We start from the raw sequence: 23285 nt of genomic DNA, 5'->3' as shown, positions 1-23285 counted from the left end.
TGTTCATCCTCAACTATTCATCTTCGCTACGATCGTTCTCGTCGCTGTCATCTTTCAGTGACAACGTACCTTCAACAGGCATCGCTTCACCATCACGGATCATGCGTAGCTGGGCTTCACGGACATCGTCACCGCTACGGACGTCAGCGCCAAAACGGAACACCGATTCGGTAATCCTGAATTTGCTGCTGTCATTCCCCATAAAGTAAATCATCCCTAACCGACGTAAGCGATTAAGCGAGGTTCTCACTTTTTCTTGTAACTTTTGGCGATCCAGATCGGAGCCGGTTGAACGCTGGTTAACCAACTTCAACAGCTTGCTTTCATCAGCCAGACTCAGCAACTCCTCATAGAGTTCCTGCTGGCTGAAAATACCTTCGTGCGCTAAACGCTCCGGGCTGAGATAGAGATAGCAGAGAATTTTCCCTACCAGCATATCCAGCGCAGACAGCACGGAGCGCGGGATCAATGTGGTAGAACGGGGCCGCAAATAGAAAAAACCCTCCGGCGCACGGATAAGTTCCACATTATAGCGACTGTAGAATGCTTCCAGCTCTTCCTGGTAATCCATCAAAAACGCATGGTTTTCCAACTCTTCGATACCAATGTGACGCCCGGCGCGTAATTGGCTATCCAACGCGGGGAAACGGCTATTTGATAGCGCGCTTACCAGTTTACCTGACATTAATGGTTCAGTATTTGTCGATGACATGGGCCTGTACCTTGGCTCCGTACTCATTGATTGCCTGCCACAGCGCGGGCAATCCGGTGAAATCTGCTTCGGCTACGCCCAGGCGCACCGCCTGGTCGACCACGATTCGGGCAACATCAAAATGCCGTGCGCGCGGATATTGTGCGAGGTATTCACGCATCACCTCGCTCAAATCCAGCGGGATCTGTTGCTCTTTATATTTATGCAGCGCCTGTTCAATCAGGGCGATCAACTGCTCGCGTATTTCGCTAAAAGCCTCATATTCCAGCTCGGGCGGCAGTTCCCCTGTTACTTCCTCGCTACGCAGCGTGAGTTCTTCTTCGCGCATATCCAATAGGCGATCCGCATTCGCGACTGTCAGCGCCCAGGGATGATCAAAATAGCCCTGTACCGACTGACGCAAGCGCTGAGAGAAAACACGGTTTTTATCCATATCAATGGCGGTACGGATAAACTTATGTACGTGGCGATCGTACCCAATCCACAGATCTATTGTTTGCTGCCCCCAACTCACAATACGATCGAGCTTGTTTTGCAAATCGAACACCAATTTGTCGACAAACTCCAGATTATGCGGGTTATGCGCAATGGCATCCTGAATGCTCAACAAACTCGTCTGTAATTTGTCGCCCGCAGCTTCCAGCGTATCTTGCAATTCGCGCAACGTGGATGACGTTTCCGTCAGCAGTTGTTCACAGCTCCCAATCGCCACGCGCCAGTCCTGGGTTAATAGCGCGGCGATATCGTCCTTCACGCCCTGCTGCTGTTCATCCATCACTCGCTGTGACAGATCGATACTGTCAAAAATTTCAGCAACGGAATATTTCAGCGGAGCAAACACATTACGCTGCCAGTGAAACGCATCGCCGTCTTCTTCCGCTGCATCGGCGGCACGACTCAGTTCCTGGGCGACGATAGAGAGTTGCATGGAGAGTCGCAGCGTTGAGAATTCACGCTGTCGGATATAATAATCGGTAATCCCTACCCCTAGCGGGGTCAGCCGATAAATCGCATGACCTACCGCCTGTTCGCTGGTAAAGCGGTTCAGCAACCGCTGGCGAACCAGATCGTTAATCGCATTATTGGCGCGTATGGCGATCGTTTCATGTGTTTGATCAAACCCTTGGCTGACATGGCGGAATGCATCAATCAGCTCACCTTCACTCATTTCCCCATCCATCCGTTCACCATTGAGCGTCGCGATCGCCATCAAAAACGCCAGGCGCTCCGTTGGTAGGGAAATGAAGAAATCATTTTTTCGTGCCCAGGCGACCAGTTCGGGTACAGTCTGGGAAAAATCACTCATAGTGTATCCTTCAAATGGGGTTTATGCGCCATGACGTGGATATAACGGCCTAAACTCACAAAAGGTTCTTGTCGACAATAACGCTGTTCAAGTTCCAGGATGTCGGCAAAATTATCAATTTGCTGCTGCTTATTTTGCAAATAATCATGAAAAACGCGCACGCCCGTTTTCCCGCTAATGGTCAGCCCCACCTCGTCAAGCCAGCCATAAACCCTGTGCGGATCCAGCGGGTGATCCGGCGATAGAGAGCGCCGTTTACGCTTCGGCATACCCGCCTTAACATAATCGAAATTGCCCAGCACCATATTACGCATCAGCAACCCATGTTGATTAAAAAACATCAATGACAGGGCGCCGCCCGGCGATAGACAGCCAGACAAGATGCTCAACACCTGCTGCGGTTGTGCAACCCATTCGAGTACCGCGTGGAACAATATCAGATCGACCGGGCTTTCCATATGTTGCGCGATATGCTGTGCGGCACACTGCACAAAACGCATATTATGGATGACGCCCTGTGCCGCCGCTGCATTTTTAGCGCGTTGAATCATCTCATCGGAAACATCGCACAACAAGACCTGATGTCCTAAAGCTGCCAGTCGGCAGGCCATTTGCCCCTCCCCGCCACCGGCATCGAGAATACGCAATGGGCGGGCGGGAAGTTGGGTTAACAGACTGTTAAGATCTTGCCACAGCACCGCCTGACGAAGCTTTCCCTTCGTCGTACCATAGATATTCTGCGCAAATTTTTCGGCGATATCGTTAAAATTACGATCCTGCATCAATTCGGGTTCCGCACTGTATGACCGGGGATATCGTGCAGCACAAGACTGCGCGAGATGACTTTCACAATCTGCCATTTTGGCACAGGGTAGCCTAGAATAAATGACCTTACCCTATGATATCTTGCCAAATGCGGTTTTTTCACTCAAAAGGAACGTAGTGCTATGCTTTTCGCACTCAAAAAATTTGTTGGCAGCCTTTTGCAGCCGCTTCCCATGCTATTACTTCTTATCGGTATTGGCCTGCTGTTACTGTGTTTTACCCAACGACAACGTATGGGAAAAATGATAATCATGATCGGGTGGCTGACGCTGGTTTTGCTCAGCCTGCAACCGATCGCCGATCGGCTACTGCTACCGCTGGAATCACAGTATCCAACCCGGCGGCCATCGCCTCAGGCAAACTATGTAGACTATATTGTCGTGCTCGGTGGAGGATATACCTACAATGCGCAATGGGCGCCTAGTTCTAATCTCATCAACAATAGCCTCCCCCGCGTCACGGAAGGCATTCGTCAGTATTATGCGAACCCCGGCGCAAAATTGATTTTTACCGGCGCTGCCGCGCAGGGGAACCCGATCAGTAGCGCTCAGACGGCGGCGCGGGTGGCGGAGAGCTTAGGAATCCCCACGCGGGATATTGTCACGTTAGATACACCGCGAGATACTGAAGAAGAAGCGGCAGCGACCGCTAAGATTGTTGGTCATCGTCCATTCCTGCTGGTGACTTCAGCCAGTCACTTGCCGCGTGCCATGCGTTTCTTTCACGCTCAGGGCCTTACGCCGATACCTGCCCCGGCGAATCAAATGGCAGTTACCTCGGCGCTCAATCCGTGGGAAAAAATCTTCCCTTCCGCGTATTATTTATCTCACAGTGAACGCGCCTGGTATGAAACATTGGGGCGCCTCTGGCAGTCAATAAAGGGTACAGCAGCGCGCGACCCGCAACCATCGCCGAGTCATTCCAACCAGGGGGACAATTCGCGAGAAGCAACATCAAAGAGTTGACGGTCGAACTGGCCTGTATGTATATAGCGGGATACGGCTTCCCAAATAACATATAACCAGCGACGATAGACAAAGGACTCAGACACCGGCGCCCGCTTTAGGTAGTGATAGAGTAACTGCTGCGGCATACCAAATTCACAAAGCCGGAAGAGTTCATATTCTCTGGGAGCCCACAGGATCATGCCCGGATTAATCATTGCCAGTAGCTGATCGCTACGCGCATCTTTCAACATACTGCGTAACGAGAGATTGCCGTGCACCAGCACACAACCATCGTCAAAGCCTTGAAAGAGCTTGTCTAAACATTGGCGAGAACGATAAAGAAGAGTCCGGTCCTGTTGCGTCAATTGCGGAGCGCTAACATTGAGCAATGTAGCCCATAAGACTTCCAGACGTTGTTGATACCAGCTAACCCAGTCGTTGTCCTGCGCGCTGTCCACAGACCCCACACAACCGTGGCTATCAATCCGATGCCAGGATAATACGCTTTCAACAATCTGATCCATCAACTGTATCCAGCGCTGCCCGTTTCTCGGCGGCGCCTCCACAGATACCCCGCGCAGACGCTCAATTAACAGCAATTCTCGGTATGGCTGCTGCTGCGTGACAACCATGCCATAAACGGTAGGTAATCGAACATCCCCTTCGCGCGCCAACATCGACAGCTTATAGGCCTCCTGCTGAGCGACCCCCAGACAAACATAGCTTTTTGCTAATAAAGGAATCGCGTTGCCTTCTTTATCATATAAAGCATACAGATCCGCATAGGGCTGTTCGCTTATGCGTTCAAGCCGACTCAGTCTTTCCCCCAACACCGTGCTGAGTTCTGATTTCAACTGTTCCATAAACAGCGATACCTCCACTGAACCAAATAGCACTTTATTATCATGATGCGGCGCACAAATGATAAATGCCTCAACACAGATCAAAGAAAAATAGGATGAGTGACGGCAGTCAACACATACTGCCGTCGGTCTTACTGCGATATCTTACGCACATCAGCGGAAAATATCGTGAGTGGCGGGCTGGAATCTTAGGCCTTCATCGTTATTCGCGTTCAAATGCACCTAAGTCAGGGGCCGATCCTTTGTAGGGCAGCTTAACATTGCCCCCTTTATTGATCAGCTTGCTCCCTGCCGCGAGGTGCAGGCTCTTCAGTACCGGTAAGCTGCCATCGGCCTGCCGTGGCGCATCCCATCCGGTGACAGAAACGCTCTCGAAATCTGAATCTGACACCGTAATGTTCAGATCCCATGAGTTATAGCGCATATTCGCGCCGTCTGAGTACGACAAGTGTTTATTACCATGAGAAATGTTATTGCGTAACGTGCCCAACCCTATTGATTTTCCGTTGGCATCAATACCGCGAACGTTGAAGTTAGGGTTATTTCTATAACCCGTGTTGTTAAAGATATCATTCGCTACCGGATGATGATTAACATAAAAACCGGCCGCCTTATTCAAAAACGCCACTGAATTACGCACGGTATGCTTTGGTGCGTTTGCCACATAAGTGGCGCCGTAACCTCCAATTTTAAAACCGTTGCCATTGCCCGCCGCCAATGGTTTCGTGGTCCCGGGTAAATATCCGTGTAACCAGGCCCAGGAATTTTCAATTAACACGGGAGAATAGGCATTAATTAAATCGAAGCCATCATCCGAATTAGACCATGCACGGCAACCACGGAAAACATTGCCGGGTTGATTGGCCGGAATATGTGCGCCAAATCCATCGCCACTCTGCCCTGCTCCATTCGATGTCAAGGGATCGTAATTATGATGAGAGTCGCTATTCAATACCAGATTATGACCGCCGCGTTGAATAAATAAACCCGTACCCATAATATGGTGAATGTTTAACTGCTCAAATATATTATTACTGCCCCTGATCCACACCCCCCAAGATTCGTGGTTAAGGTTATTACGCTGTGGAACGCCCGTGATTTCTAACCCTTTGAGCGAAACCCAATCGGCAAAAACATTAAAGCCTTTGACGCGGCAATCATCTTGCATTTTACTGAAGTCAAAAACTGGAACTTCCCCATTATATGCCCAGTATTCAATGCGCTTACCTTCGGTGCCGCTCTTATTCAGCGTAATCGCATTCACCACATCAGTACGCGTTTTACAGACGTTCAATCCTTTGGTAAACACATATTTACCGCCACGAATCCATAGCCGGTCTCCAGGGTTGAGTGTTTTCTGTGCACGATCGATGCTTTTCCAGGGTGAGTTTTTACTACCATTATTCGCATCATTACCATTGGGCGCCATATAATATACTGCTGCGCTAGCACCTGCGGCCGCCCCCATTAATAAACTACCGAGAAAAAAATTTGCGATATAATGTTTAGCATTCATATTATTACCATCCTTAGTTGAAATAACAAAATAGCCATAAAAAAACATGGCGGATTGATAATAACACTTAAATTTGAAAATAAAAATTCAATGCAATGGCCACTAATTAAAAGTAAGAATAATATATTGATTAAATAGAGATAAACCGCGTCAAAACAAAAATCTCAAGAAAAAAAGACTAAAAGTCTATTCCAGTAGACGTCATTGGCACCGCAGTTTGGTCACGGACAGCACGCAGAAACCGGAGCGTACACGGAGTATGTGAGGATTTCGACACTGCCCAGGGTCAAAATAGCAAGTAAAATAGCGCTAATAGGATAAGTTCTAAGTTATTAATGAATAATTTTAATATTAATGTTATAGCGGAGAATATTTGATGGAGGAATCTATTTGGGAAAATAGATTCCTCCATTAGGTGCGTGTTGTTGCGCGACAATGCACCTTACCGGTGTGTCATGGCGTACCGCACCCTAGCCAAATCCTCCGGCGTATCAACCCCCACACTGGGGACGGATTTAGCCACCGCAACGTGGATCTTTTCGCCGTACCATAGCACCCGCAGTTGTTCCAGCAATTCGATTTGTTCCAGCTGGCTCGGCGGCCAACTCACATAGCGCCGCACAAAGCCCGCGCGGTAGGCGTAAATGCCAATATGGCGCAAAAAATAGTCGCCAATGGTTTCCCTTGACTGGGCAAAACGCGTCCTGTCCCAGGGAATTGCCGCACGGGAGAAATATAGCGCATACCCGTGCGCGTCGATCACCACTTTTACCGCGTTCGGGTTGAACGCTTCTTCACTGGTTTCGATCGGCACCGCTAGCGTGGCCATTTTCGCATCGCTGGCAGCTAGGTTCTCTGCCACCTGGCGAATGATCACGGAAGGTATCAGAGGTTCATCGCCTTGAACATTAACAATAATTTCATCATCGGCAAAGCGGTAGCGTTCGATAACTTCAGCTAGCCGCTCAGTACCGGAATGATGATCGACGCGTGTCAGACACACCTCTCCCCCCGCGTGCAGCACGGCGGCTTCAACATCAGGATGGTCGGTCGCGACAATCACACGCTGTGCCCCCGACTCCAACGCTCGTTCCATCACATGAACCACCATCGGTTTACCATTGATGTCGGCTAGCGGTTTTCCCGGTAGCCGACTTGACGCAAAGCGAGCAGGAATAATCACGGTGAACGTCATGGTGCAATCTCTTCAGCGCCGAGCTTGCGCGCCTCATTTTCCAGCAATACGGGAATATCGTCGCGCACCGGATAGGCTAGGCCGTCAGGCTTGCATATCAATTCCAGTTTTTCTTTATTAAAGTACAGCCGGCCATGACAAACGGGACAGGCGACAATCTCAAGTAAACGGTGATCCATGTTTCCTCCATCGATGATCGGCATTTTCTTTTCAGAATCGCGATCTAACACGTTGATACCCCTGGGGATACCTAAACCTAAACAGAAGGACGATTTACGTTCTGCTGACAGTATTCTGATTAATCACATAGGCTATTTTATCAAGCAATTGTGCGCTTTGAGGCTCAGCCAATACGGCATCAACGGGCAGATACCACCAGTTATCCTGCGCAAACGACTTACATTTTACGGCATCTTTTTCCGTCATGAGTAATGGTTGCGTCGCATCTTGCGTCAGCGATACAAGCTGTTCTGGCCGATATACCTGGTGATCGGCAAAGGCGACTTCGCGCGCCACACTAACGCCAGCATCCCGTAACGTAGCAAAAAAGCGAGGGGGATGCCCAATGCCCGCCATCGCCACAACATCATGAAACTGACTAAGTGCGCGCGACTCACCCGAAAGTACATTAACCGCCATACCTACGGTTAATGTCATACCTATTTCGTTCATTCTCGGCGTACCGCCATTAACAATGACCGCATCCACGGACGCCAGACGGCCTTCTCTCTCTCGCATCGGACCTGCGGGCAACCACCATCCGTTACCGAAACGTCTTATCCCGTCAACTACGACCAATTCAATATCTCGGGCTAACGCATAGTGCTGTAATCCATCATCGGCAATGATCACCTCTGGCGCATACTGCGCCAGTAATATGTTCACGGCATCCCGCCGACGGGGAGCAACCGCCACCGGCGCACCGGTGCGTTGCATAATCAACACCGGTTCATCACCCGCTTGCGCGGTCGTGACCGAGTCATCCAGCAATAGCGGGTAACTCGCCGCCTTGCCACCGTAGCCACGGGATACAACCCCGACACGATATCCTCGGCGTTGTAACTGTTCGACTAGCCAAATGACGACTGGCGTTTTTCCATTTCCGCCTGCCGTAAGGTTCCCCACGACAACGACTGGAACCGGAGACCGCCAACGCTTTCGCCACCCGAGCCGATAACTCTGACGGATCAAAAACGTTACGAAACCGTATAACCAGGATAACGGAAGTAACAGCCAATAGAGCCGCGACTGCCCAGACCAGATGCGTTCAATCATTCGCCAAACTGCATTCTATGGAGTTGCGCATAGGCACCATTTTTCGCCAATAACGCCGCATGATTGCCCCGCTCAATAATCCTGCCGTCTTCGACGACCAAGATTTCGTCCGCCTTTTCAATCGTTGAGAGGCGGTGCGCAATCACTAGCGCAGTACGATCTTTTTGCAATTCATCTAATGCCGCCTGAATCGCACGTTCAGACTCCGTATCCAGCGCCGATGTAGCTTCATCCAATATCAGAATCGGGCTATCCCGCAGTAACGCACGGGCAATCGCAATACGCTGCCGCTGTCCGCCGGAAAGCATCACGCCATTTTCACCAATCACCGTATCCAACCCCTGCTCCATCTTATTGATGAAGTCCATCGCATACGCCATGGTTGCCGCGCGCTCAATTTCCTCACGGCTATAGTGTTCATTTCGGGCGTAAGCGATATTGTTAGCTATCGTGTCATTGAAGAGATGGACATTTTGAGAAACCAACGCCACCTGATTACGTAGAGAAGACAGACGATATTCCCGAAGATCGTGGCCATCGAGAAGAATTTCGCCCGATTGAATATCGTAAAAGCGTGTGATCAAACTGGCTATCGTTGATTTTCCTGATCCAGACCGACCAACCAGCGCGACCGTTTTACCCACCGGAATATGCAAATTGATATTCTTTAACGCCAGGTTTTCTCTTCCCGGATAAGCGAAGTTAACCTGACGGAATTCCAACTCACCTTTAGCGCGCTCGACCTCAAGAGTCCCCGTGTCGCGCTCCTGCTCCATATCCAGAATAGCGAATAATGTCTGGCACGCCGCCATGCCGCGCTGGAACTGCGCATTCACATTGGTCAGTGATTTTAACGGCCGCATCAGCGCAATCATGGATGAAAACACCACCGTGATTGTCCCGGCGGTTAGCGTTTCCATCACACTAGGAAAGCTGGCGGCATACAGCACAAATGCCAGCGCCAGTGACGCGATCAATTGGATAATTGGATCTGTAATCGCGGAAGCGGAGACCATTTTCATCCCTTGCTGGCGCATCTTGTTGCTGACCTGAGCGAACCGTTTGGTTTCGACATCCTGACCACCAAACATTAACACTTCTTTATGGCCTTTCAGCATTTGCTCCGTGCTGGTGGTGACATGACCCATCGTATCCTGCATATTTTTGCTTATATTGCGGAACCGTTTGGACACCATGCGCATGGCGATCGACACGATTGGCGCAATTACTATCAAGATGATAGACAGTTGCCAACTGTAGTAAAACATCAGGATAAATAACCCGATAATCGAGGCACCTTCTCTAACGACCGTAATCAAAGCCCCGGATGATGATGCCGCCACCTGTTCCGAATCATAAGTAATGCGAGAAAGCAGCGTGCCGGTTGATTGCTGGTCAAAGAACGCCACCGGCATCCCCATAATGTGGGAGAACAGACGGCGCCGCATATTCATCACCACTTTGCCTGAAACCCAGGCGACACAGTAGCTGGAGACAAAACCAGACACACCTCTTACCAACATCAATCCAATAACGGCAAACGGCATCCAAATCAACACGGAGCGTTCAGCCTTGCCAAATCCTTCATCCAGCAGGGGTTTAAGCAAAGAGAGCATTAATGTATCGCCAGCAGCATTAACGATAAGGGCAATTGCAGCAACAATCAGACCTGCTTTGAAAGGAGAGATCATCGGCCAGAGGCGTCGGAAGGTCTGCCAGGTGGAGAGATCTTTATCATTCAGCATGGAATAAACCTGAATCGGGAAGAAATAGCCGACCATTTTACTCATTATACCGCGCTACGCCAAACCACCGATGATACCAACGGGGCGATATGTGATCCCTGAACCCTAGAATATGCCATGAATCGTTGAAAAAACGCGTGCTTAACTGACCGAATAATGCCGTATCAAGCCATGAATAGCCATATTGTCGATATCGTTCGACAATACTCACTGAAGGCAGGCGCCACGGGTTATAGCGCGAGGCAGAAGCCATGACAACCTCGGCATTAACCGCCCGAATGAAGGGGGGAGACGACGATGTCTTACTGCCATGATGTGGAATTTGTAACAAATTTGCATGCAAGGCGCTGCGATCTAATTGAATCAACGCTTTTTCGGCCGCTGATTCCAGGTCGCCTGTCAGCAAGACGCGATATTTCCCTGCATCAATGCGAACCACGCAAGAGTCATTATTTTCCGCTCGTTCTACGGGCGCTAACGGCCACAAAACGGTAAACGAAAGACCTTGCCAACGCCAACGCTCGCCGCGTTGACAGACGTGATGCCCTTGATGCTCAATTGCGCTATATATCATCGCGTTGGGAAACGCTGCCTGTAGCGTTTCCAATCCACCAATATGATCCATATGGCTATGACTCAGGATGATTTTTTCTACATCCAGACCACGCCAGCGCAAATAAGGCAGAATCTCTCGCGTCGCCATATCGCCACCGTCCCAACGATTTCCGGTATCGTACAGCACGGCCTTACCATGCCGCTCGATCACGACGGCCAAACCATGACCGACATCTAACATGTCCACACGCCAATCCGGCGCATTATTTTTAATGCGAAAAACCAACAGTACGAGAATGAAGACACCGACGCTGGCGGGATAACTTCGCCACCAGCTAAAACGCCATATTATTACTGCCCCCCATCCTGCGACACTCACTAACAATAGCGAAGCATCAAGATAAACCCATCCTGTCTGTAAATAGGTTAATGGGGCGAACACCACACGCAACGAGATATCCGCTAGCCACCAGAGCAAGTCACTCAGCGGCGCAGAGGTCATGGTTGTTAACGCCAGTAAAATGAGTGGCGTCGTAACGAAGGTGACCAAAGGTACAGCCCAGAGGTTTGCGGGCAGAGAAGTGAGACTAACGCCGTGGAAAATATGAAGTTGTAAGGGCATTAATAGCAGCGTAATACCGGTCTGCAAATGGATCCAGCGTAGCAAAAACCACCGGCGCCGCGTTCGTAGCCGATGAGGAAGTGGCGCCCACTGAAACCAGAAAATAAGCGATGCCACCGCAAGACAAGATAACCAAAAACTGTCTGACAGCACGCTCAGTGGATCACCAACTAAAATCAGTGCAATACACCATAGCCAGACCTGCCAGGTAGAACAGGACACACGCCATACTTTTAGGCATACCCACACGCTGAGCGCCAGCGCAGATCGCACTGCCGGCGGATTCCCGCCGGCAAGCCAGACATAACCCCAGGCCACTACGACGTTCGCCAGCAATGGGAACCGGTAGCCGATCCAGTGCACCGGAAAACCGTATTGTAATATCCGCGCGACTCCCCCGCCGACCAACCCGGCAAGCACGATATGGAGGCCGGATATCGCCATTAGGTGCATCGTTCCTGTATTCTGAAGGAGCGCCTTTAGGGCCGGACTCACTGTTTTCATCTCACCAAATGTCAGCGCCAGTAAAATAGCGCGCCAGGTCAGCCCTTGTACCTGCTGTTCCGCTTGTGCAATGGTGCGCTGGCGAAAATCACAACGATCGTCAAGCACATTTGCTGTCAATACTCGTCCCGATAACGGCTGGCGTTTAGCGATAGCCCAGCGCTGGCTATCAAAACCGCCCTCATTGAGACGGCTATGAATAGGACGAAAATTGCCCGTGATTGCCCAACGTTGCCCCCCGCACCAGTTGTCCATCGTCGATGGCAAGGTGATCTGAGCATACAGCGGCGGAAAAATCCGCCGCTGATTTACCGCGTCCAGACGTACCGCAATCGTCTTGTCGTTGTGTTCGTTGAATCGAATACTGCTAATTGTCGCGACGGCGTGAACCCTCCCCTGCGTCAATTTGTCGATCTGAAACAGCAGCGTTTGGGCATTCAGTACGGCCCAACAAAAACTAACGGCGACAAGGGCAACAATGCGTAGCGACACATAACGATAGCTTACCAATGCCAGGCTGATTGCTAGCCCCATTATCCACCATAGCCACGTTTGCGCCGGTAACTGCGGTAAAAAATGTAGCGGCAGAATGCCCAGTACGCCGCCCCAGGCCACGCCATTTACAGACATCGTCCTTGCCATAGCATTGATTCCCTTCCCTATCGTTTGCATTGACAGGTTGCAACAACTTAACCACAGGTAACAGAGCCAAAAACGCAGTCGGGGAAGCGCCACGTAAAAATAGGAAGAAAGCGCAAAGCGTGGCGGGCAATATGTGAACAGGCTTCCAGATATCTGGAGAATTGGCGTGTTTTTACGTTGGGATGTTAAGGGCGATTGACAATAAATCGTATAAAAAAAAGAACCGCAGCAGCGATTCTTTTACAGAAAAAATAGGTTATATCATCGGAAAAACGCCAGGGCTTACTTAAGCTCGCCCATCGCTTTCAACTTTTTCGACAATTCGCGGCGTTCTTTCGACAGATCGGCATTCTTGATGATGTAGTCATCAACGCGATCTTCGTAATCACTACGCATATTGGCGATGATATTTTGCACATCCTCTATCGACATCCCCGGTTTCAGATATTCACTCAGGTTGTCCAATAGCAGAACGCGCTTCTGATTATCACGGATTTTCTTTTCATTATCGGCTATTTCGCGTTGAAGCTTGTTTTTCCGGCGAAACATACGCACGAACTCCAGTACATCCTGGAAACACGGCTTAGTGTCCTTATCCATCATTTCCCCTTACCTTAAGTCATATATAAATTCGTTATGGCTTAACCATACAGGTTATACCCAGCGTCTTTCAAGCGGCGGTGACGCCCTTTGTGTTGACGATCCGCTAAGTGGACGATCCGTCATCACACCTTTAACGGTAATATACCGCGATACGCTGCTCACGTACTTCTTCAATAGCCACTTCCGTGTCGAAAATATCTTCCAGCACCTCGGATACCATGATGTCTTCCGGTTTCCCGGTATAGATAATTTGCCCCTTGCGCATCGCAATAATGTAGTCCGAGTAAGCGGAAGCAAAGTTGATGTCGTGGATAACCAGCACGATCGTTTTACCTAACTCATCGGCAGCCCGACGAATCTGTTTCATCATTGCCACAGCATGCTTCATATCGAGATTATTCAGTGGTTCGTCCAGTAACACGTATTCCGTGTCCTGACACAGCACCATTGCGACATAGGCGCGCTGCCGCTGGCCTCCAGACAGTTCGTCCAAAAATCGATCTTTCAATTCGGTGAGATTAAGAAACGCGAGTGCAGCGTTAATGCGCTCACGATCGTCCGCGTTCAGCCGACCTTTGGTGTAGGGGTAACGACCAAATCCTACCAGTTCAGCGACCGTTAGGCGGCTGGTGAACTGGTTTTCCTGCCGCAGCACGGACAAACACGTGGCCAGTTTATCGCTTGGCGTGGTCATGACATCCATGCCGTTAACACGTATTTGGCCTCGATCCGCATCAAGCAATCGGCTGATGATAGACAATAACGTTGATTTTCCCGCGCCATTCGGGCCGATGATCGACGTGACACCACCACGCGGTACTGTGGCTGTGACATTGTTTAATACCGTAACATTATTATACGTTTTTGTTACATTATCGATCTCTATCACACGGAAACCTTTCTCAGTAGCAACACGATAAACAGCGCCCCTCCGACAAATTCTATAACAACCGACAGCGCTCCAGACATATCCAGCAAATGTTCAAGCACCAACTGCCCGCCAACCAATGCAATCACGCCCAGCAGAAAAGCGGCTGGCAGCAATAAACGGTGCTGGCTTGATCGTATGACTAAATAAGCCAGGTTAGCGACCATAAAACCCAGAAAGGTGAGCGGTCCAACCAATGCTGTTGAAATAGCAACCAATATGGAAACCAATAGCAGAATGACCGTCACACTCCGTTTATAGTCAATACCCAGGTTAATGGCATTATCGCGGCCTAGCGCCAGAACATCAAAACGGTATCGCATGCGCCAGATGACCACCGCGACCACCAGCGTAATCCCTACCGACAGTGCAACCAGCTCGGGGACGGTACGGGTGAAAGTGGCAAACATTCTCCCTTGGACAATGGCGAATTCACCCGGCGTCAATAGGCGTTGCATTAATCCCGCCATACTGCGAAACAGCGTGCCGCAGATGATACCGACCAGCAAAACCAAATGCAGGTTATTACGGCTACCGGTAAATAACCAACGGTACAATAACGCAGAGAAGAGGATGAGCAACAATGCCTCAAGGATAAATTTGCCCTCGGTGCCTATTCCCGGGATACCACCGACACCAAACACAAACACCAACGATGTCTGAATCAGAATAAACAGGGCTTCAAATCCCATAATCGACGGTGTCAACACGCGATTATTCGTTACCGTTTGGAACAAAACCGTCGACGCGCTGGCGGCAAACGCCACCAGTAGCATGGTTGTCAGCATTAGCCCGCGATGCATCAAGATATAGCTTAGGTTACTGCCCAGATTAAGTGACATAAACAGCACGATCGTTATAACCGCCGCTATTGCCAGCCATAACAAGCGCTGCGTTGGCGACAAAACGACACGTCGTTCACTGACGGCTCTGGTCAGCACCGTATTAGGTTCATTGACTGACATGGCGTTTCTGACTTAGCAATAAAAGGAGGAAAACAGCAGCGCCGATGACGCCAAGAATCACACTTACCGGAATTTCAAAAGGATAACGGATGACGCGGCTGATGATATCACAGCACAGCACCAGCCCCCCGCCCAACAGACATACCCATGGAATGGTTTTGCGTACATTATCACCCAGCACCATGCTGATCAGATTCGGCACGATCAGTCCGACAAAGGGCAGATTGCCGACCACAACAACTACTACACCGCTGACAATGGCAATGATGCTCATCCCCATCAGCATGACCTGCCGGTAGTTAAGGCCGACATTGACGGAAAATTCACGGCCCATTCCAGCTACCGTGAAACGGTCAGCGACCCAGCACGCTAGTAGCGTTAATACGCCCACTAGCCATAACAACTCATAGCGCCCCTGTAAAACAGCGGAGAAATCACCTGATTCCCAACTACCGAGCGCCTGCAATAAATCGAAATACATCGCGCCGAATGTCGTGATTGCACCAATCACCGCGCCTAGCATAATACCGACTAGCGGCACCACCAGCGCAGATTTCAGTACAATTTTTTGCAGCAACATCATAAACAGAAACGTGCCTGCCAGCGCAAAGAGGCTTGCCACAATCATTTTGGTAATGACGGTCGCGCCAGGTGCGGCAATCATCACCACCAGCAAACCTAAACTCGCCGATTGCGTCGTCCCGGCCAGAGAAGGTTCAACGAAACGGTTTTGCGTCAGCAACTGCATGATGAGCCCGGCAACGCTCATCGCGCTGCCAGCTAAAAGTAACGCCGTCGTGCGGGGAACGCGACTAATAAAGAAAATATCGCGCATATCGGAGTCGTCCCAGACGGCTCGCATCGTTAACTGCTCAGCGCCAACAAATAAGCTGACGGTTACCATGCACGCCAGTAACAATAGGCCTAGCACAAAATAACGTGACTTCATGGGTTACGCCGTCATCCGCAATTATTTGTTGTTCAGCGCGTCGTTGACGGTGCCCACCAGGTTCTGATAAGTCTGTAGCCCTCCGGCAATATAAAGCGATGCAGAGTCCAAATAGACCACATGATTATTTTTCCAGGCATTAGTTCTGTGAATCAATGGGTTATCTAATACCTGTTTTGCAGATTCCCCACTGGCGCGGCCAATTGCGCTGTCACGATCGAGAACAAACAGCCATTCAGGATTCACACTCAGTAAGAACTCTGAGGTCACCACATTACCGTGGCGACCCGTATCGGGAAATTCAGTCGCCGGTTGAAAGCCCAGTTCATCAAACACGAAACCAAAGCGAGATTTAGGGCCGTAGGCAGACATTTTCCCACCGCTGATCATCAAAAATAGCGCATTACCCGCGTTTTGAGTCTTCTCTCGCGTTTGCGCAATTTGCTGTTTTAGATCGTTAATCTGTTTTTTGGCTTCATCTTCCTTACCAAAGATGGTCCCCAGTTGTTCTACGCGCTGGGCAAAACTCGCCATAAACTGATTCTCATCCACTTCCATAGAGATCGTCGGAGCAATGCCGCTCAACTTATCGTAAGCATCATGCGTGCGCCCCCCCGCGATAATCAAATCAGGCTTAGCGCTACTCAACGCTTCATACGCGGGTTCAAATAGCGTTCCGGCATCAAGATAAGCATCGCTGTTATATTTTGCTAAAAATGCGGGCAACGGCGTACTGCTTTTGGGAACGCCAGCAATCCCGTCGACTTGCAATACGTCAAGCGTATCCAGTACCGCGGGATCAAAAACAATCACTTTCTTCGGCGGCTGCGGAACCTGCGTAGTCCCTTGGGCGTGTTCGATGCGCACTGTGTGACCACCTTCTGAAGACGATACCGACTGATCGCAGCCCGCTAAGGCAAGCAGTGAAGCGAGTAATGTCGCCTTCACGGCAAAAGCCGTATTTAACCGCATCGCATTTAACCGCATAAGTGTGTACTCCATTTCGCTATTTTTATGTCTGAACGCCGTCCCGTAGCATGTTCTGCGGAACAGTATAGAATTTAATTATCATTCGCATTAGTGCGAAAAGTGTAACCGAATTGACACAGTCATGCCTAGCGATTATCTCCCCCCAGCCATTAGGCGATTCAGGAAAGCGCAACAGAAATGTCGATTCGATGTTATTCTTGCCATCTCCTGATGAAATAACCTGATTTCACACTCAGCGTACACGTAGCTAACAGCACCTATGGCCGAGAAAATACAACCCACTTTTTTGATCCATGACTATGAGACCTTCGGTAAACACCCGGCGCGCGACCGTCCTGCGCAATTCGCGGGTATTCGTACCGATATGGATTTCAATATTATCGGCGAGCCGCTTGTCATTTATTGCCGCCCGTCTGATGACTACCTACCAGAGCCGGAAGCCGTGATGATTACCGGTATTACGCCGCAGGTCGCGCTAGCAAAAGGCGTCAACGAAGCTGAATTTGCTCGTCAGATCCATGAAGCATTCAGTGAACCTGGCACCTGTGTGATGGGCTATAACAACATCCGCTTTGATGATGAAGTCAGTCGCAATATTTTCTATCGTAACTTCTATGATCCCTACGCTTACAGTTGGCAGAATGGAAATTCTCGCTGGGATTTGCTGGATGCCTTGCGCGCCTGCTATGCCTTGCGGCCAGAAGGGATTGTCTGGCCCGAAAATGATGATGGCTTACCCAGTTTCCGCCTTGAGCACCTGACAAAGGCCAATGGGATTGCGCACGAGCAGGCGCATGATGCAATGTCCGACGTTTATGCCACCATCGCGATGGCAAAGCTGTTTAAGCAGGCACAACCCAAGCTATTTGCCTACCTGTTCGCGCTGCGTAATAAAAATAAAGTTTCCGCGCTAATCGATATTCCGCAGATGAAACCGCTGGTGCATGTTTCCGGCATGTTTGGTGCAGCACGAAGCAACACCAGTTGGGTCGTGCCGCTCGCCTGGCACCCGGACAACCGGAATGCGGTCATCATGTGCGATCTGGCCGGTGATATGACCTCACTCCAGTCCTTAGACAGTGAGGCGTTACGCGAGCGATTATACACCCGTAAGGAGGCGCTGGAGGGCGGAGAAAGTGCTGTCCCGATTAAGCTGGTACATATCAATAAATGTCCGGTACTGGCGCCCGCGAATACATTGCGACCAGAGGACGCGCAACGGTTAGGCATCGATCGTCAACGTTGTCTGGACAATCTCGCGCGACTACGTAGCGACACCAGCATCAGAGAAAAAGTGGTAGACTTGTTTGCCAATGCCCCGGCGTTCACCGCCGCTGAGGATGTCGATTTACGGCTCTATGATGGCTTTTTTAGCGATGCAGACCGCATGGCGATGAAAATCATTCGAGAGACGGCCCCGCAGAATCTTCCAGCATTGGACCTCACCTTTTCCGATCCTCGTTTGGAACCGCTCTTCTTCCGTTATCGCGCCCGCAATTTCCCCGGTACATTGGATGAGCGCGAACAGCAACGCTGGCTGCAACATCGGCGAGCGGTCTTCACGTCAGAACGTTTACAGTCTTACCTGTCGGCCCTTAACGACCTCTATCAAATTCATGAGGAAGATAAGGAGAAAACGACACTGCTTAAAGCCCTTTATGCCTATGCGCAGCAACTGGTGCAATAACCGACAAAACAGCAGCGGAGCCCCAGGGCTCCGCGTAATGCTTATCCACTTACACCGCAGGAACGTATTACACCGGCTCTTCGCTACACTGCGGAACGGGCTGACGGAAGCTACGCGTCACAACCGCCAGATATAACACCCCGATCGTCGCCCAAACTAGCCCCAGCGTCATTGACGTGGTTTCCAGATTCACCCACAGCGCGCCTACCGTCAGCGCGCCCAGCACGGGCAACACGAGGAAATTCACGGTGTCTTTCACTGTGCGATTGCGCCGTTCGCGAATATAAAACTGGGAAATAACCGACAGGTTGACAAACGTAAATGCCACTAGGGCGCCGAAGTTAATCAATGCCGTAGCCGTTACCAGATCAAATGACACCGCAGACAACGCAATCACACCGACCAGTAACACATTTAACGCCGGCGTGCGCCATTTCGGGTGAACGTAACCGAAGAAACGCTCAGGGAAAACACCATCGCGCCCCATCACATACATTAGGCGTGAAACGCCTGCGTGTGCGGCCATACCGGAGGCCAAGACGGTGACGCAGGAAAAGACCAGAATAATCGATTGGAAAAATTTACCCGCGACATACAGCATGATCTCAGGCTGAGAAGCATCAGGATCTTTAAAGCGAGAAATATCCGGGAAATACAGTTGTAGAAAATACGCCACGGCGACAAAAATCACGCCGCCAATCAGCGCCGTCAGGAAAATGGCTTTGGGTATCACTCGACCGGCATCCTGCGTTTCTTCCGACAGTGAGCTGATGCCGTCAAAGCCCAGGAAAGAGAAACAGAGAATAGTGGCACCGGTAATCATCGGCACGACATGGGCGTTCTCCGACCAAAACGGACGCGTACTGGCCAACGTCCCCGCACCTTCCCCAAGATAAACGCCATGGATAACCAACCCCAGGAACACCGCCATAATGGCAATTTGCACGACTACGATAACCGAGTTCAGATTAGCCACCAGACTAATGCCGCGCAGGTTAAATAGCGTCATCAACCCAACCAGCGCCGCGACAAAAATCCATGATGGCACACCTGGGAAAATCGCTTCCAGATAGATTTTAGCCAGTAAAATATTGATCATAGGCATGAACAAATAGTCCAATAATGACGACCAACCGACCATAAATCCGACATGCGGACCGATCGCCTTTTGCGCATAAGTATAGGCAGAACCGGCAGAGGGAAAACGTTTCACCAATTTGCCATAGCTGAGCGCCGTAAACAAAATCGCAACTAACGCAAATGCATATGCGGTCGCCACATGACCATCAGTCAGGCCAGAAACAATGCCGAAAGTATCAAAAATCGTCATTGGCTGCATGTACGCGAGACCCATCATAACTACAGGCCACAGCGTGAGTGTTCTTTTTAGCTGAGGGCGTTTTGCGCTAGTTTCAGGCAGAGGGATATCAAGCGACATCTTCGCCTCCTATTGCGGCCGAGCCACATGCACTGGACATAAGAAAACGGAGACAGGACCTGCCTGAATCACGATGAGAAGAGGTTGCTGAGACAGCACCAGAAATAACCTGCGACGACGTCTCGCCATAACCAATGCCTCTGCCGCTAAACCCAGCGGGCACCGGTGTGAAACAGATTGATTGCCCCATTTTTCCTTTCCTCACTGTGCACATCGGCACACGCAAAATTATCTATCCGGATCGTCGTCCGGCCTCTTATATTGAAGCCCTTATGCCCTTCACACCGACGCCAAAGATCGGGTAAGAACCCCACAAGATCTCTGTAGCACGAAGTATGACGGGCATAAACGTAAAAAAATAACCGACGCGTTTAAACGTCGGTTATTTTGCAAGGCGCGTATTCTGCACCAGACACTATCATCTGACAAGATGCAGAGAACGTTGGAAAGCATTTATTTATCTATGTCATATTTTGGTAATATTTTTGCTTAATTCAGGTAATGCCAAACCATCTGTAATAAAAACCGTTGCTGTAATGTTGCTATAATAAAGTCTAAACAAACCGCTAGGGTTAGGGTTATAACGCTTGAAAGCGCTTTTTCTTTTCGTTTTGCACTCTTTCCAACTCAAAAATCACCTGCTGAAGATCCCGTTCTTGTTCGGCACTCAGCGAAATAAACTTGAAACTTAAGCGCGACATCATCTTCAGCTCGCCCTTGTTATCAACAAGCTTTACCTTTGCCTGACCGACAAACGCTAAATCCACACAGTAAACGCCGTGTTCGGCCAGATCCATTTCTACGCGACGAATAATATCCCCTTCGGCCAGTAGGCCAGTCGTATCCTGATCGGTATACAGACTCAATCCTCCAAGCGAGAGATCTTTGATCGTGAACTGGAAAGTGCTTTCATCCGGCAATTCGCCACGACAGGTCAACGGTGGCCACAACGGCGTGTTGATGCGGAAATAGGTTCTACGCTGGATAAGATAAAGACGTTCAGGAATCAGTGCACTGAAGGCGGGTAAACCATCGTAGGTTATGGTTTTCAGAATTTCTGCGTTAAATTCAACTTTTGCACCGGCCGGTTCGGCCAGAAAGGACAGTGTGCCCGCGTATAATGCGCGGCTGTTTTCTCGTTCAATGCCGCCTAAATCAAAGATAAACAGATTATTATCAGGTTCAACATCAAGAATTTTGCTGATGAACTGACCGCGAGAATGATGAACCATCAGAGAGGTATCATTCTTCTTTAATTCCCGTAACGTTGCGCAGATAGCTAATTTATTGCGCTTAACATACTGCTCTTTCAAATCATCATTCACCGCTCTCATCCTTACTATTGTACCAATAGCGTAATTGGTGCATGCCTCTCCGTTATCTTCCACGACCCATGCGTGCTGGCACAGCTGCACTGTGTTAGCCAGATATTGAAATCGATGACGTGAGCGCACGAAGTTGCATGATAAAAATAGGTGAAAACGGTATCGACAAATTTTCCACCAACTTTAGTCAAAAAAGCGGAAAATAACTACGCGCGACGAGATAATAGGCACTATCGCCAACGCTACAGCGCCTTAAATATTCTCGCGCTTCACTCAATAGGATAAAGGTGCAACAACCAGGTTAATGCCAGCAAATCGGCACTGCCCCCAGGGCTAAGGTTTCTGGCAATCAGCGCTTCATCCATCTTGGCCAGCGCGTTCCGATCCAGTGGCGCCATCAACAATTGCTGTGCATAACGTTGCACAAACACCAACCCCTCCATACCGCCGCGGGCAACGACATTGGTGTCAGGGTTGTGCGCCATCAGGGCAACCAGCGTCTGCAACAATGCGGTTTCCTCCTCCCCGGCGGCTATAGCCCGTCGCAACGTAGGCAAAGCGAACTGACATACGGTGTTAAAACCACTGGCCGCTTCTCCCCTCGCCCCCGTCAGGCCATACCGCTGATAGATAGATTCCCCCGCAGTCACTGCATCACAACCGATCTCTAGCTCACTGCGTACCAGATCGTGACACATGCCGGCAACGCTGTCGCACAGGCTGTGCTGCGTGATGCGCTCCCCCCGACCCGCCAACCAGCCTGCAGCCGAACACAGCAAACCAAATGCAAAGATTCCGCCTTTATGGGTATTCACACCTTTCGTGGCGGAAAACATCGCCTGTTCGCAGGCAACGCCAATAGGACGCACCAGAGACAATAATTGCGTTAACGCTACATCAGCGTACTGATATCCCGCTTCGGTAAACTGTCGGAACCAGGGCGCAATCGCCTGAATACTTGCCTGAAACAGAACAATGTCCATGTCGCGATGGGAACCATTATTCGCGCGATCTACGAGACCAGGCTTTGGCGTCAACATCACTTCCATCGTCAGCGCCTGCGCCACTCGCTGGTCAATATCCGGTAACGAATGGCGTTTGTTATTCCTAATCGAGATGACACGAGGCGGCACGCCTGCCCGGACCCGGTCAAACTGGCGCAAAGTAATCATTAGTCATGTCCTCAATGTGCTTCAGCAATTCGGGCAGCGCATGACGACGAGAGCGGCTACAGGCATGGGCCTCTTGTTCGCAGACCAGGCAACGGCGCCCACGGCGCGCCAGTCTCGATCGACCGAGCAGCCCCTCTTCACGGCTGAAGATGTCAAAATCCCATAGCCGCCCCAGCGCATGGCTATCTTCCAGCGCGGCGGTTGCGGCTTTCACCGACAGCGCGTCGTCAGAGAGCGCCCACAGCGCTTCTGGCCCCGTGACCAGCCAGAATGTCTGCTGCGCCAACACCGTCCAACCTCGCGCCTGACATAGCGAGGCGAAAGACGCGATAGCTTCAGTCATCACCTGCCGATAGCGTCCGCTATCTTTTATCGGCCCCGGCGTCACTAGCGTCAGTGACACCAGCGTTGCGCCATGTTGCGTAAGCCACGCTTGTTGACGCACTGCGCGGCGATCCTTCGCCGCGAGTAGCGCTGCCAACGAAATGGAAACGGCTTCCGTCATCGTTGATTCTCTCATG

The 23285-nt window shown here is 50.4% G+C and carries 21 protein-coding genes; 2 read left to right on the top strand and 19 right to left on the bottom strand.

Going from position 1 to position 23285, the window contains the following annotated elements; all coding sequences use genetic code 11:
• Positions 1-13: 13 nt before the first annotated feature.
• Genes mukE through cmoM form a run of 3 tightly spaced genes read right to left on the bottom strand, consistent with a single transcriptional unit; the run spans position 14 to position 2800 of the window.
• Positions 14-712: a chromosome partition protein MukE gene (gene mukE / locus RFN81_RS07770; RefSeq protein WP_264498528.1), complete on the bottom strand. Its 699-nt coding sequence runs from the start codon at positions 710-712 to the stop codon at positions 14-16.
• Positions 693-2018, bottom strand: coding sequence for a chromosome partition protein MukF (mukF, locus tag RFN81_RS07765; RefSeq protein ID WP_264498527.1), 1326 nt, complete (start codon positions 2016-2018; stop codon positions 693-695). The genes mukE and mukF overlap by 20 nt, the downstream gene beginning before the upstream one ends.
• A complete protein-coding gene (cmoM, locus tag RFN81_RS07760; protein ID WP_264498526.1) occupies positions 2015-2800 on the bottom strand; it encodes a tRNA uridine 5-oxyacetic acid(34) methyltransferase CmoM in 786 nt (261 codons plus the stop codon). The genes mukF and cmoM overlap by 4 nt, the downstream gene beginning before the upstream one ends.
• 165 nt (positions 2801-2965) lie before the next feature.
• On the opposite strand from cmoM, the gene elyC reads away from it, so the two are divergent.
• The gene (gene elyC / locus RFN81_RS07755; protein WP_264498525.1) at positions 2966-3808 is read left to right on the top strand and encodes an envelope biogenesis factor ElyC; all 843 of its coding nucleotides are present in this window, start codon (positions 2966-2968) and stop codon (positions 3806-3808) included.
• Here the strand turns inward: elyC and RFN81_RS07750 are convergent.
• The 12 genes from RFN81_RS07750 to RFN81_RS07695 form a co-directional block, all read right to left on the bottom strand.
• The gene (locus RFN81_RS07750) at positions 3760-4653 is read right to left on the bottom strand and encodes a YcbJ family phosphotransferase (RefSeq protein ID WP_264498524.1); all 894 of its coding nucleotides are present in this window, start codon (positions 4651-4653) and stop codon (positions 3760-3762) included. The two genes, elyC and RFN81_RS07750, sit on opposite strands and share 49 nt — an antisense overlap.
• A 202-nt stretch (positions 4654-4855) precedes the next feature.
• Positions 4856-6169: a pectate lyase PelN gene (gene pelN, locus RFN81_RS07745; protein WP_264498912.1), complete on the bottom strand. Its 1314-nt coding sequence runs from the start codon at positions 6167-6169 to the stop codon at positions 4856-4858.
• A 442-nt stretch (positions 6170-6611) separates the two neighbouring features.
• Positions 6612-7364, bottom strand: a complete 753-nt coding sequence (gene kdsB / locus RFN81_RS07740) for a 3-deoxy-manno-octulosonate cytidylyltransferase (protein WP_264498523.1) — start codon at positions 7362-7364, stop codon at positions 6612-6614.
• Positions 7361-7543 carry a Trm112 family protein gene (locus RFN81_RS07735; protein ID WP_264498911.1) on the bottom strand — a complete coding sequence of 61 codons (183 nt, stop codon included), beginning with the start codon at positions 7541-7543 and terminating at the stop codon, positions 7361-7363. The genes kdsB and RFN81_RS07735 overlap by 4 nt, the downstream gene beginning before the upstream one ends.
• A gap of 94 nt (positions 7544-7637) precedes the next feature.
• A complete protein-coding gene (lpxK, locus tag RFN81_RS07730; RefSeq protein ID WP_264498522.1) occupies positions 7638-8639 on the bottom strand; it encodes a tetraacyldisaccharide 4'-kinase in 1002 nt (333 codons plus the stop codon).
• The gene (gene msbA, locus RFN81_RS07725; protein ID WP_264498910.1) at positions 8636-10384 is read right to left on the bottom strand and encodes a lipid A ABC transporter ATP-binding protein/permease MsbA; all 1749 of its coding nucleotides are present in this window, start codon (positions 10382-10384) and stop codon (positions 8636-8638) included. The genes lpxK and msbA overlap by 4 nt, the downstream gene beginning before the upstream one ends.
• Before the next feature lie 37 nt (positions 10385-10421).
• Positions 10422-12695: a ComEC family protein gene (locus RFN81_RS07720; protein WP_264498909.1), complete on the bottom strand. Its 2274-nt coding sequence runs from the start codon at positions 12693-12695 to the stop codon at positions 10422-10424.
• A 294-nt stretch (positions 12696-12989) separates the two neighbouring features.
• Positions 12990-13307, bottom strand: coding sequence for a PTS system regulator TmaR (tmaR, locus tag RFN81_RS07715; protein ID WP_264498908.1), 318 nt, complete (start codon positions 13305-13307; stop codon positions 12990-12992).
• A gap of 133 nt (positions 13308-13440) precedes the next feature.
• Positions 13441-14199: an ABC transporter ATP-binding protein gene (locus tag RFN81_RS07710; RefSeq protein WP_264498521.1), complete on the bottom strand. Its 759-nt coding sequence runs from the start codon at positions 14197-14199 to the stop codon at positions 13441-13443.
• On the bottom strand, positions 14196-15203 hold the full coding sequence (locus tag RFN81_RS07705) for an iron chelate uptake ABC transporter family permease subunit (protein WP_264498520.1): 1008 nt from the start codon (positions 15201-15203) through the stop codon (positions 14196-14198). Before RFN81_RS07705 ends, RFN81_RS07710 begins: the two co-directional genes overlap by 4 nt.
• A complete protein-coding gene (locus RFN81_RS07700; protein ID WP_264498519.1) occupies positions 15190-16152 on the bottom strand; it encodes an ABC transporter permease in 963 nt (320 codons plus the stop codon). Before RFN81_RS07700 ends, RFN81_RS07705 begins: the two co-directional genes overlap by 14 nt.
• Positions 16153-16173: 21 nt before the next feature.
• The gene (locus tag RFN81_RS07695; protein WP_264498907.1) at positions 16174-17124 is read right to left on the bottom strand and encodes a siderophore ABC transporter substrate-binding protein; all 951 of its coding nucleotides are present in this window, start codon (positions 17122-17124) and stop codon (positions 16174-16176) included.
• A gap of 277 nt (positions 17125-17401) precedes the next feature.
• Here RFN81_RS07695 and sbcB point away from each other — a divergent pair, with 277 nt between their 5' ends.
• Positions 17402-18829 carry an exodeoxyribonuclease I gene (gene sbcB / locus RFN81_RS07690; RefSeq protein ID WP_264498518.1) on the top strand — a complete coding sequence of 476 codons (1428 nt, stop codon included), beginning with the start codon at positions 17402-17404 and terminating at the stop codon, positions 18827-18829.
• A 67-nt stretch (positions 18830-18896) separates the two neighbouring features.
• Here sbcB and RFN81_RS07685 read toward each other — a convergent pair whose 3' ends face one another.
• The 4 genes from RFN81_RS07685 to citX form a co-directional block, all read right to left on the bottom strand.
• Positions 18897-20267, bottom strand: coding sequence for an APC family permease (locus RFN81_RS07685; protein ID WP_264498517.1), 1371 nt, complete (start codon positions 20265-20267; stop codon positions 18897-18899).
• 578 nt (positions 20268-20845) lie between these two features.
• Positions 20846-21601, bottom strand: coding sequence for a flagellar brake protein (locus RFN81_RS07680; protein ID WP_264498516.1), 756 nt, complete (start codon positions 21599-21601; stop codon positions 20846-20848).
• 260 nt (positions 21602-21861) lie between these two features.
• Complete coding sequence (gene citG / locus RFN81_RS07675; RefSeq protein ID WP_264498515.1) at positions 21862-22764, bottom strand: triphosphoribosyl-dephospho-CoA synthase CitG; 903 nt, start codon at positions 22762-22764, stop codon at positions 21862-21864.
• A complete protein-coding gene (gene citX / locus RFN81_RS07670) occupies positions 22742-23269 on the bottom strand; it encodes a citrate lyase holo-[acyl-carrier protein] synthase (protein ID WP_264498906.1) in 528 nt (175 codons plus the stop codon). Before citX ends, citG begins: the two co-directional genes overlap by 23 nt.
• Positions 23270-23285: the final 16 nt, after the last annotated feature.

Origin of the sequence: Pectobacterium cacticida, from assembly GCF_036885195.1 — a bacterium.
In the GTDB taxonomy this organism is placed as follows: Bacteria; Pseudomonadota; Gammaproteobacteria; order Enterobacterales; family Enterobacteriaceae; genus Pectobacterium; species Pectobacterium cacticida.
This window is presented reverse-complemented; position numbering and strand designations above follow the sequence as displayed.

Coding starts and splice junctions, on each gene's coding strand:
- RFN81_RS07685 (WP_264498517.1), bottom strand. CDS start 20,267: ATGTCGCTTGATATCCCTCTGCCTGAAACTAGCGCAAAACGCCCTCAG.
- sbcB (WP_264498518.1), top strand. CDS start 17,402: ATGGCCGAGAAAATACAACCCACTTTTTTGATCCATGACTATGAGACC.
- msbA (WP_264498910.1), bottom strand. CDS start 10,384: ATGCTGAATGATAAAGATCTCTCCACCTGGCAGACCTTCCGACGCCTC.
- cmoM (WP_264498526.1), bottom strand. CDS start 2,800: ATGCAGGATCGTAATTTTAACGATATCGCCGAAAAATTTGCGCAGAAT.
- RFN81_RS07750 (WP_264498524.1), bottom strand. CDS start 4,653: ATGGAACAGTTGAAATCAGAACTCAGCACGGTGTTGGGGGAAAGACTG.
- pelN (WP_264498912.1), bottom strand. CDS start 6,169: ATGAATGCTAAACATTATATCGCAAATTTTTTTCTCGGTAGTTTATTA.
- RFN81_RS07680 (WP_264498516.1), bottom strand. CDS start 21,601: ATGAGAGCGGTGAATGATGATTTGAAAGAGCAGTATGTTAAGCGCAAT.
- RFN81_RS07700 (WP_264498519.1), bottom strand. CDS start 16,152: ATGAAGTCACGTTATTTTGTGCTAGGCCTATTGTTACTGGCGTGCATG.
- elyC (WP_264498525.1), top strand. CDS start 2,966: ATGCTTTTCGCACTCAAAAAATTTGTTGGCAGCCTTTTGCAGCCGCTT.
- RFN81_RS07720 (WP_264498909.1), bottom strand. CDS start 12,695: ATGTCTGTAAATGGCGTGGCCTGGGGCGGCGTACTGGGCATTCTGCCG.
- citX (WP_264498906.1), bottom strand. CDS start 23,269: ATGACGGAAGCCGTTTCCATTTCGTTGGCAGCGCTACTCGCGGCGAAG.
- mukE (WP_264498528.1), bottom strand. CDS start 712: ATGTCATCGACAAATACTGAACCATTAATGTCAGGTAAACTGGTAAGC.
- citG (WP_264498515.1), bottom strand. CDS start 22,764: ATGATTACTTTGCGCCAGTTTGACCGGGTCCGGGCAGGCGTGCCGCCT.
- tmaR (WP_264498908.1), bottom strand. CDS start 13,307: ATGGATAAGGACACTAAGCCGTGTTTCCAGGATGTACTGGAGTTCGTG.
- RFN81_RS07705 (WP_264498520.1), bottom strand. CDS start 15,203: ATGTCAGTCAATGAACCTAATACGGTGCTGACCAGAGCCGTCAGTGAA.
- mukF (WP_264498527.1), bottom strand. CDS start 2,018: ATGAGTGATTTTTCCCAGACTGTACCCGAACTGGTCGCCTGGGCACGA.
- RFN81_RS07695 (WP_264498907.1), bottom strand. CDS start 17,124: ATGCGGTTAAATACGGCTTTTGCCGTGAAGGCGACATTACTCGCTTCA.
- lpxK (WP_264498522.1), bottom strand. CDS start 8,639: ATGATTGAACGCATCTGGTCTGGGCAGTCGCGGCTCTATTGGCTGTTA.
- kdsB (WP_264498523.1), bottom strand. CDS start 7,364: ATGACGTTCACCGTGATTATTCCTGCTCGCTTTGCGTCAAGTCGGCTA.
- RFN81_RS07735 (WP_264498911.1), bottom strand. CDS start 7,543: ATGGATCACCGTTTACTTGAGATTGTCGCCTGTCCCGTTTGTCATGGC.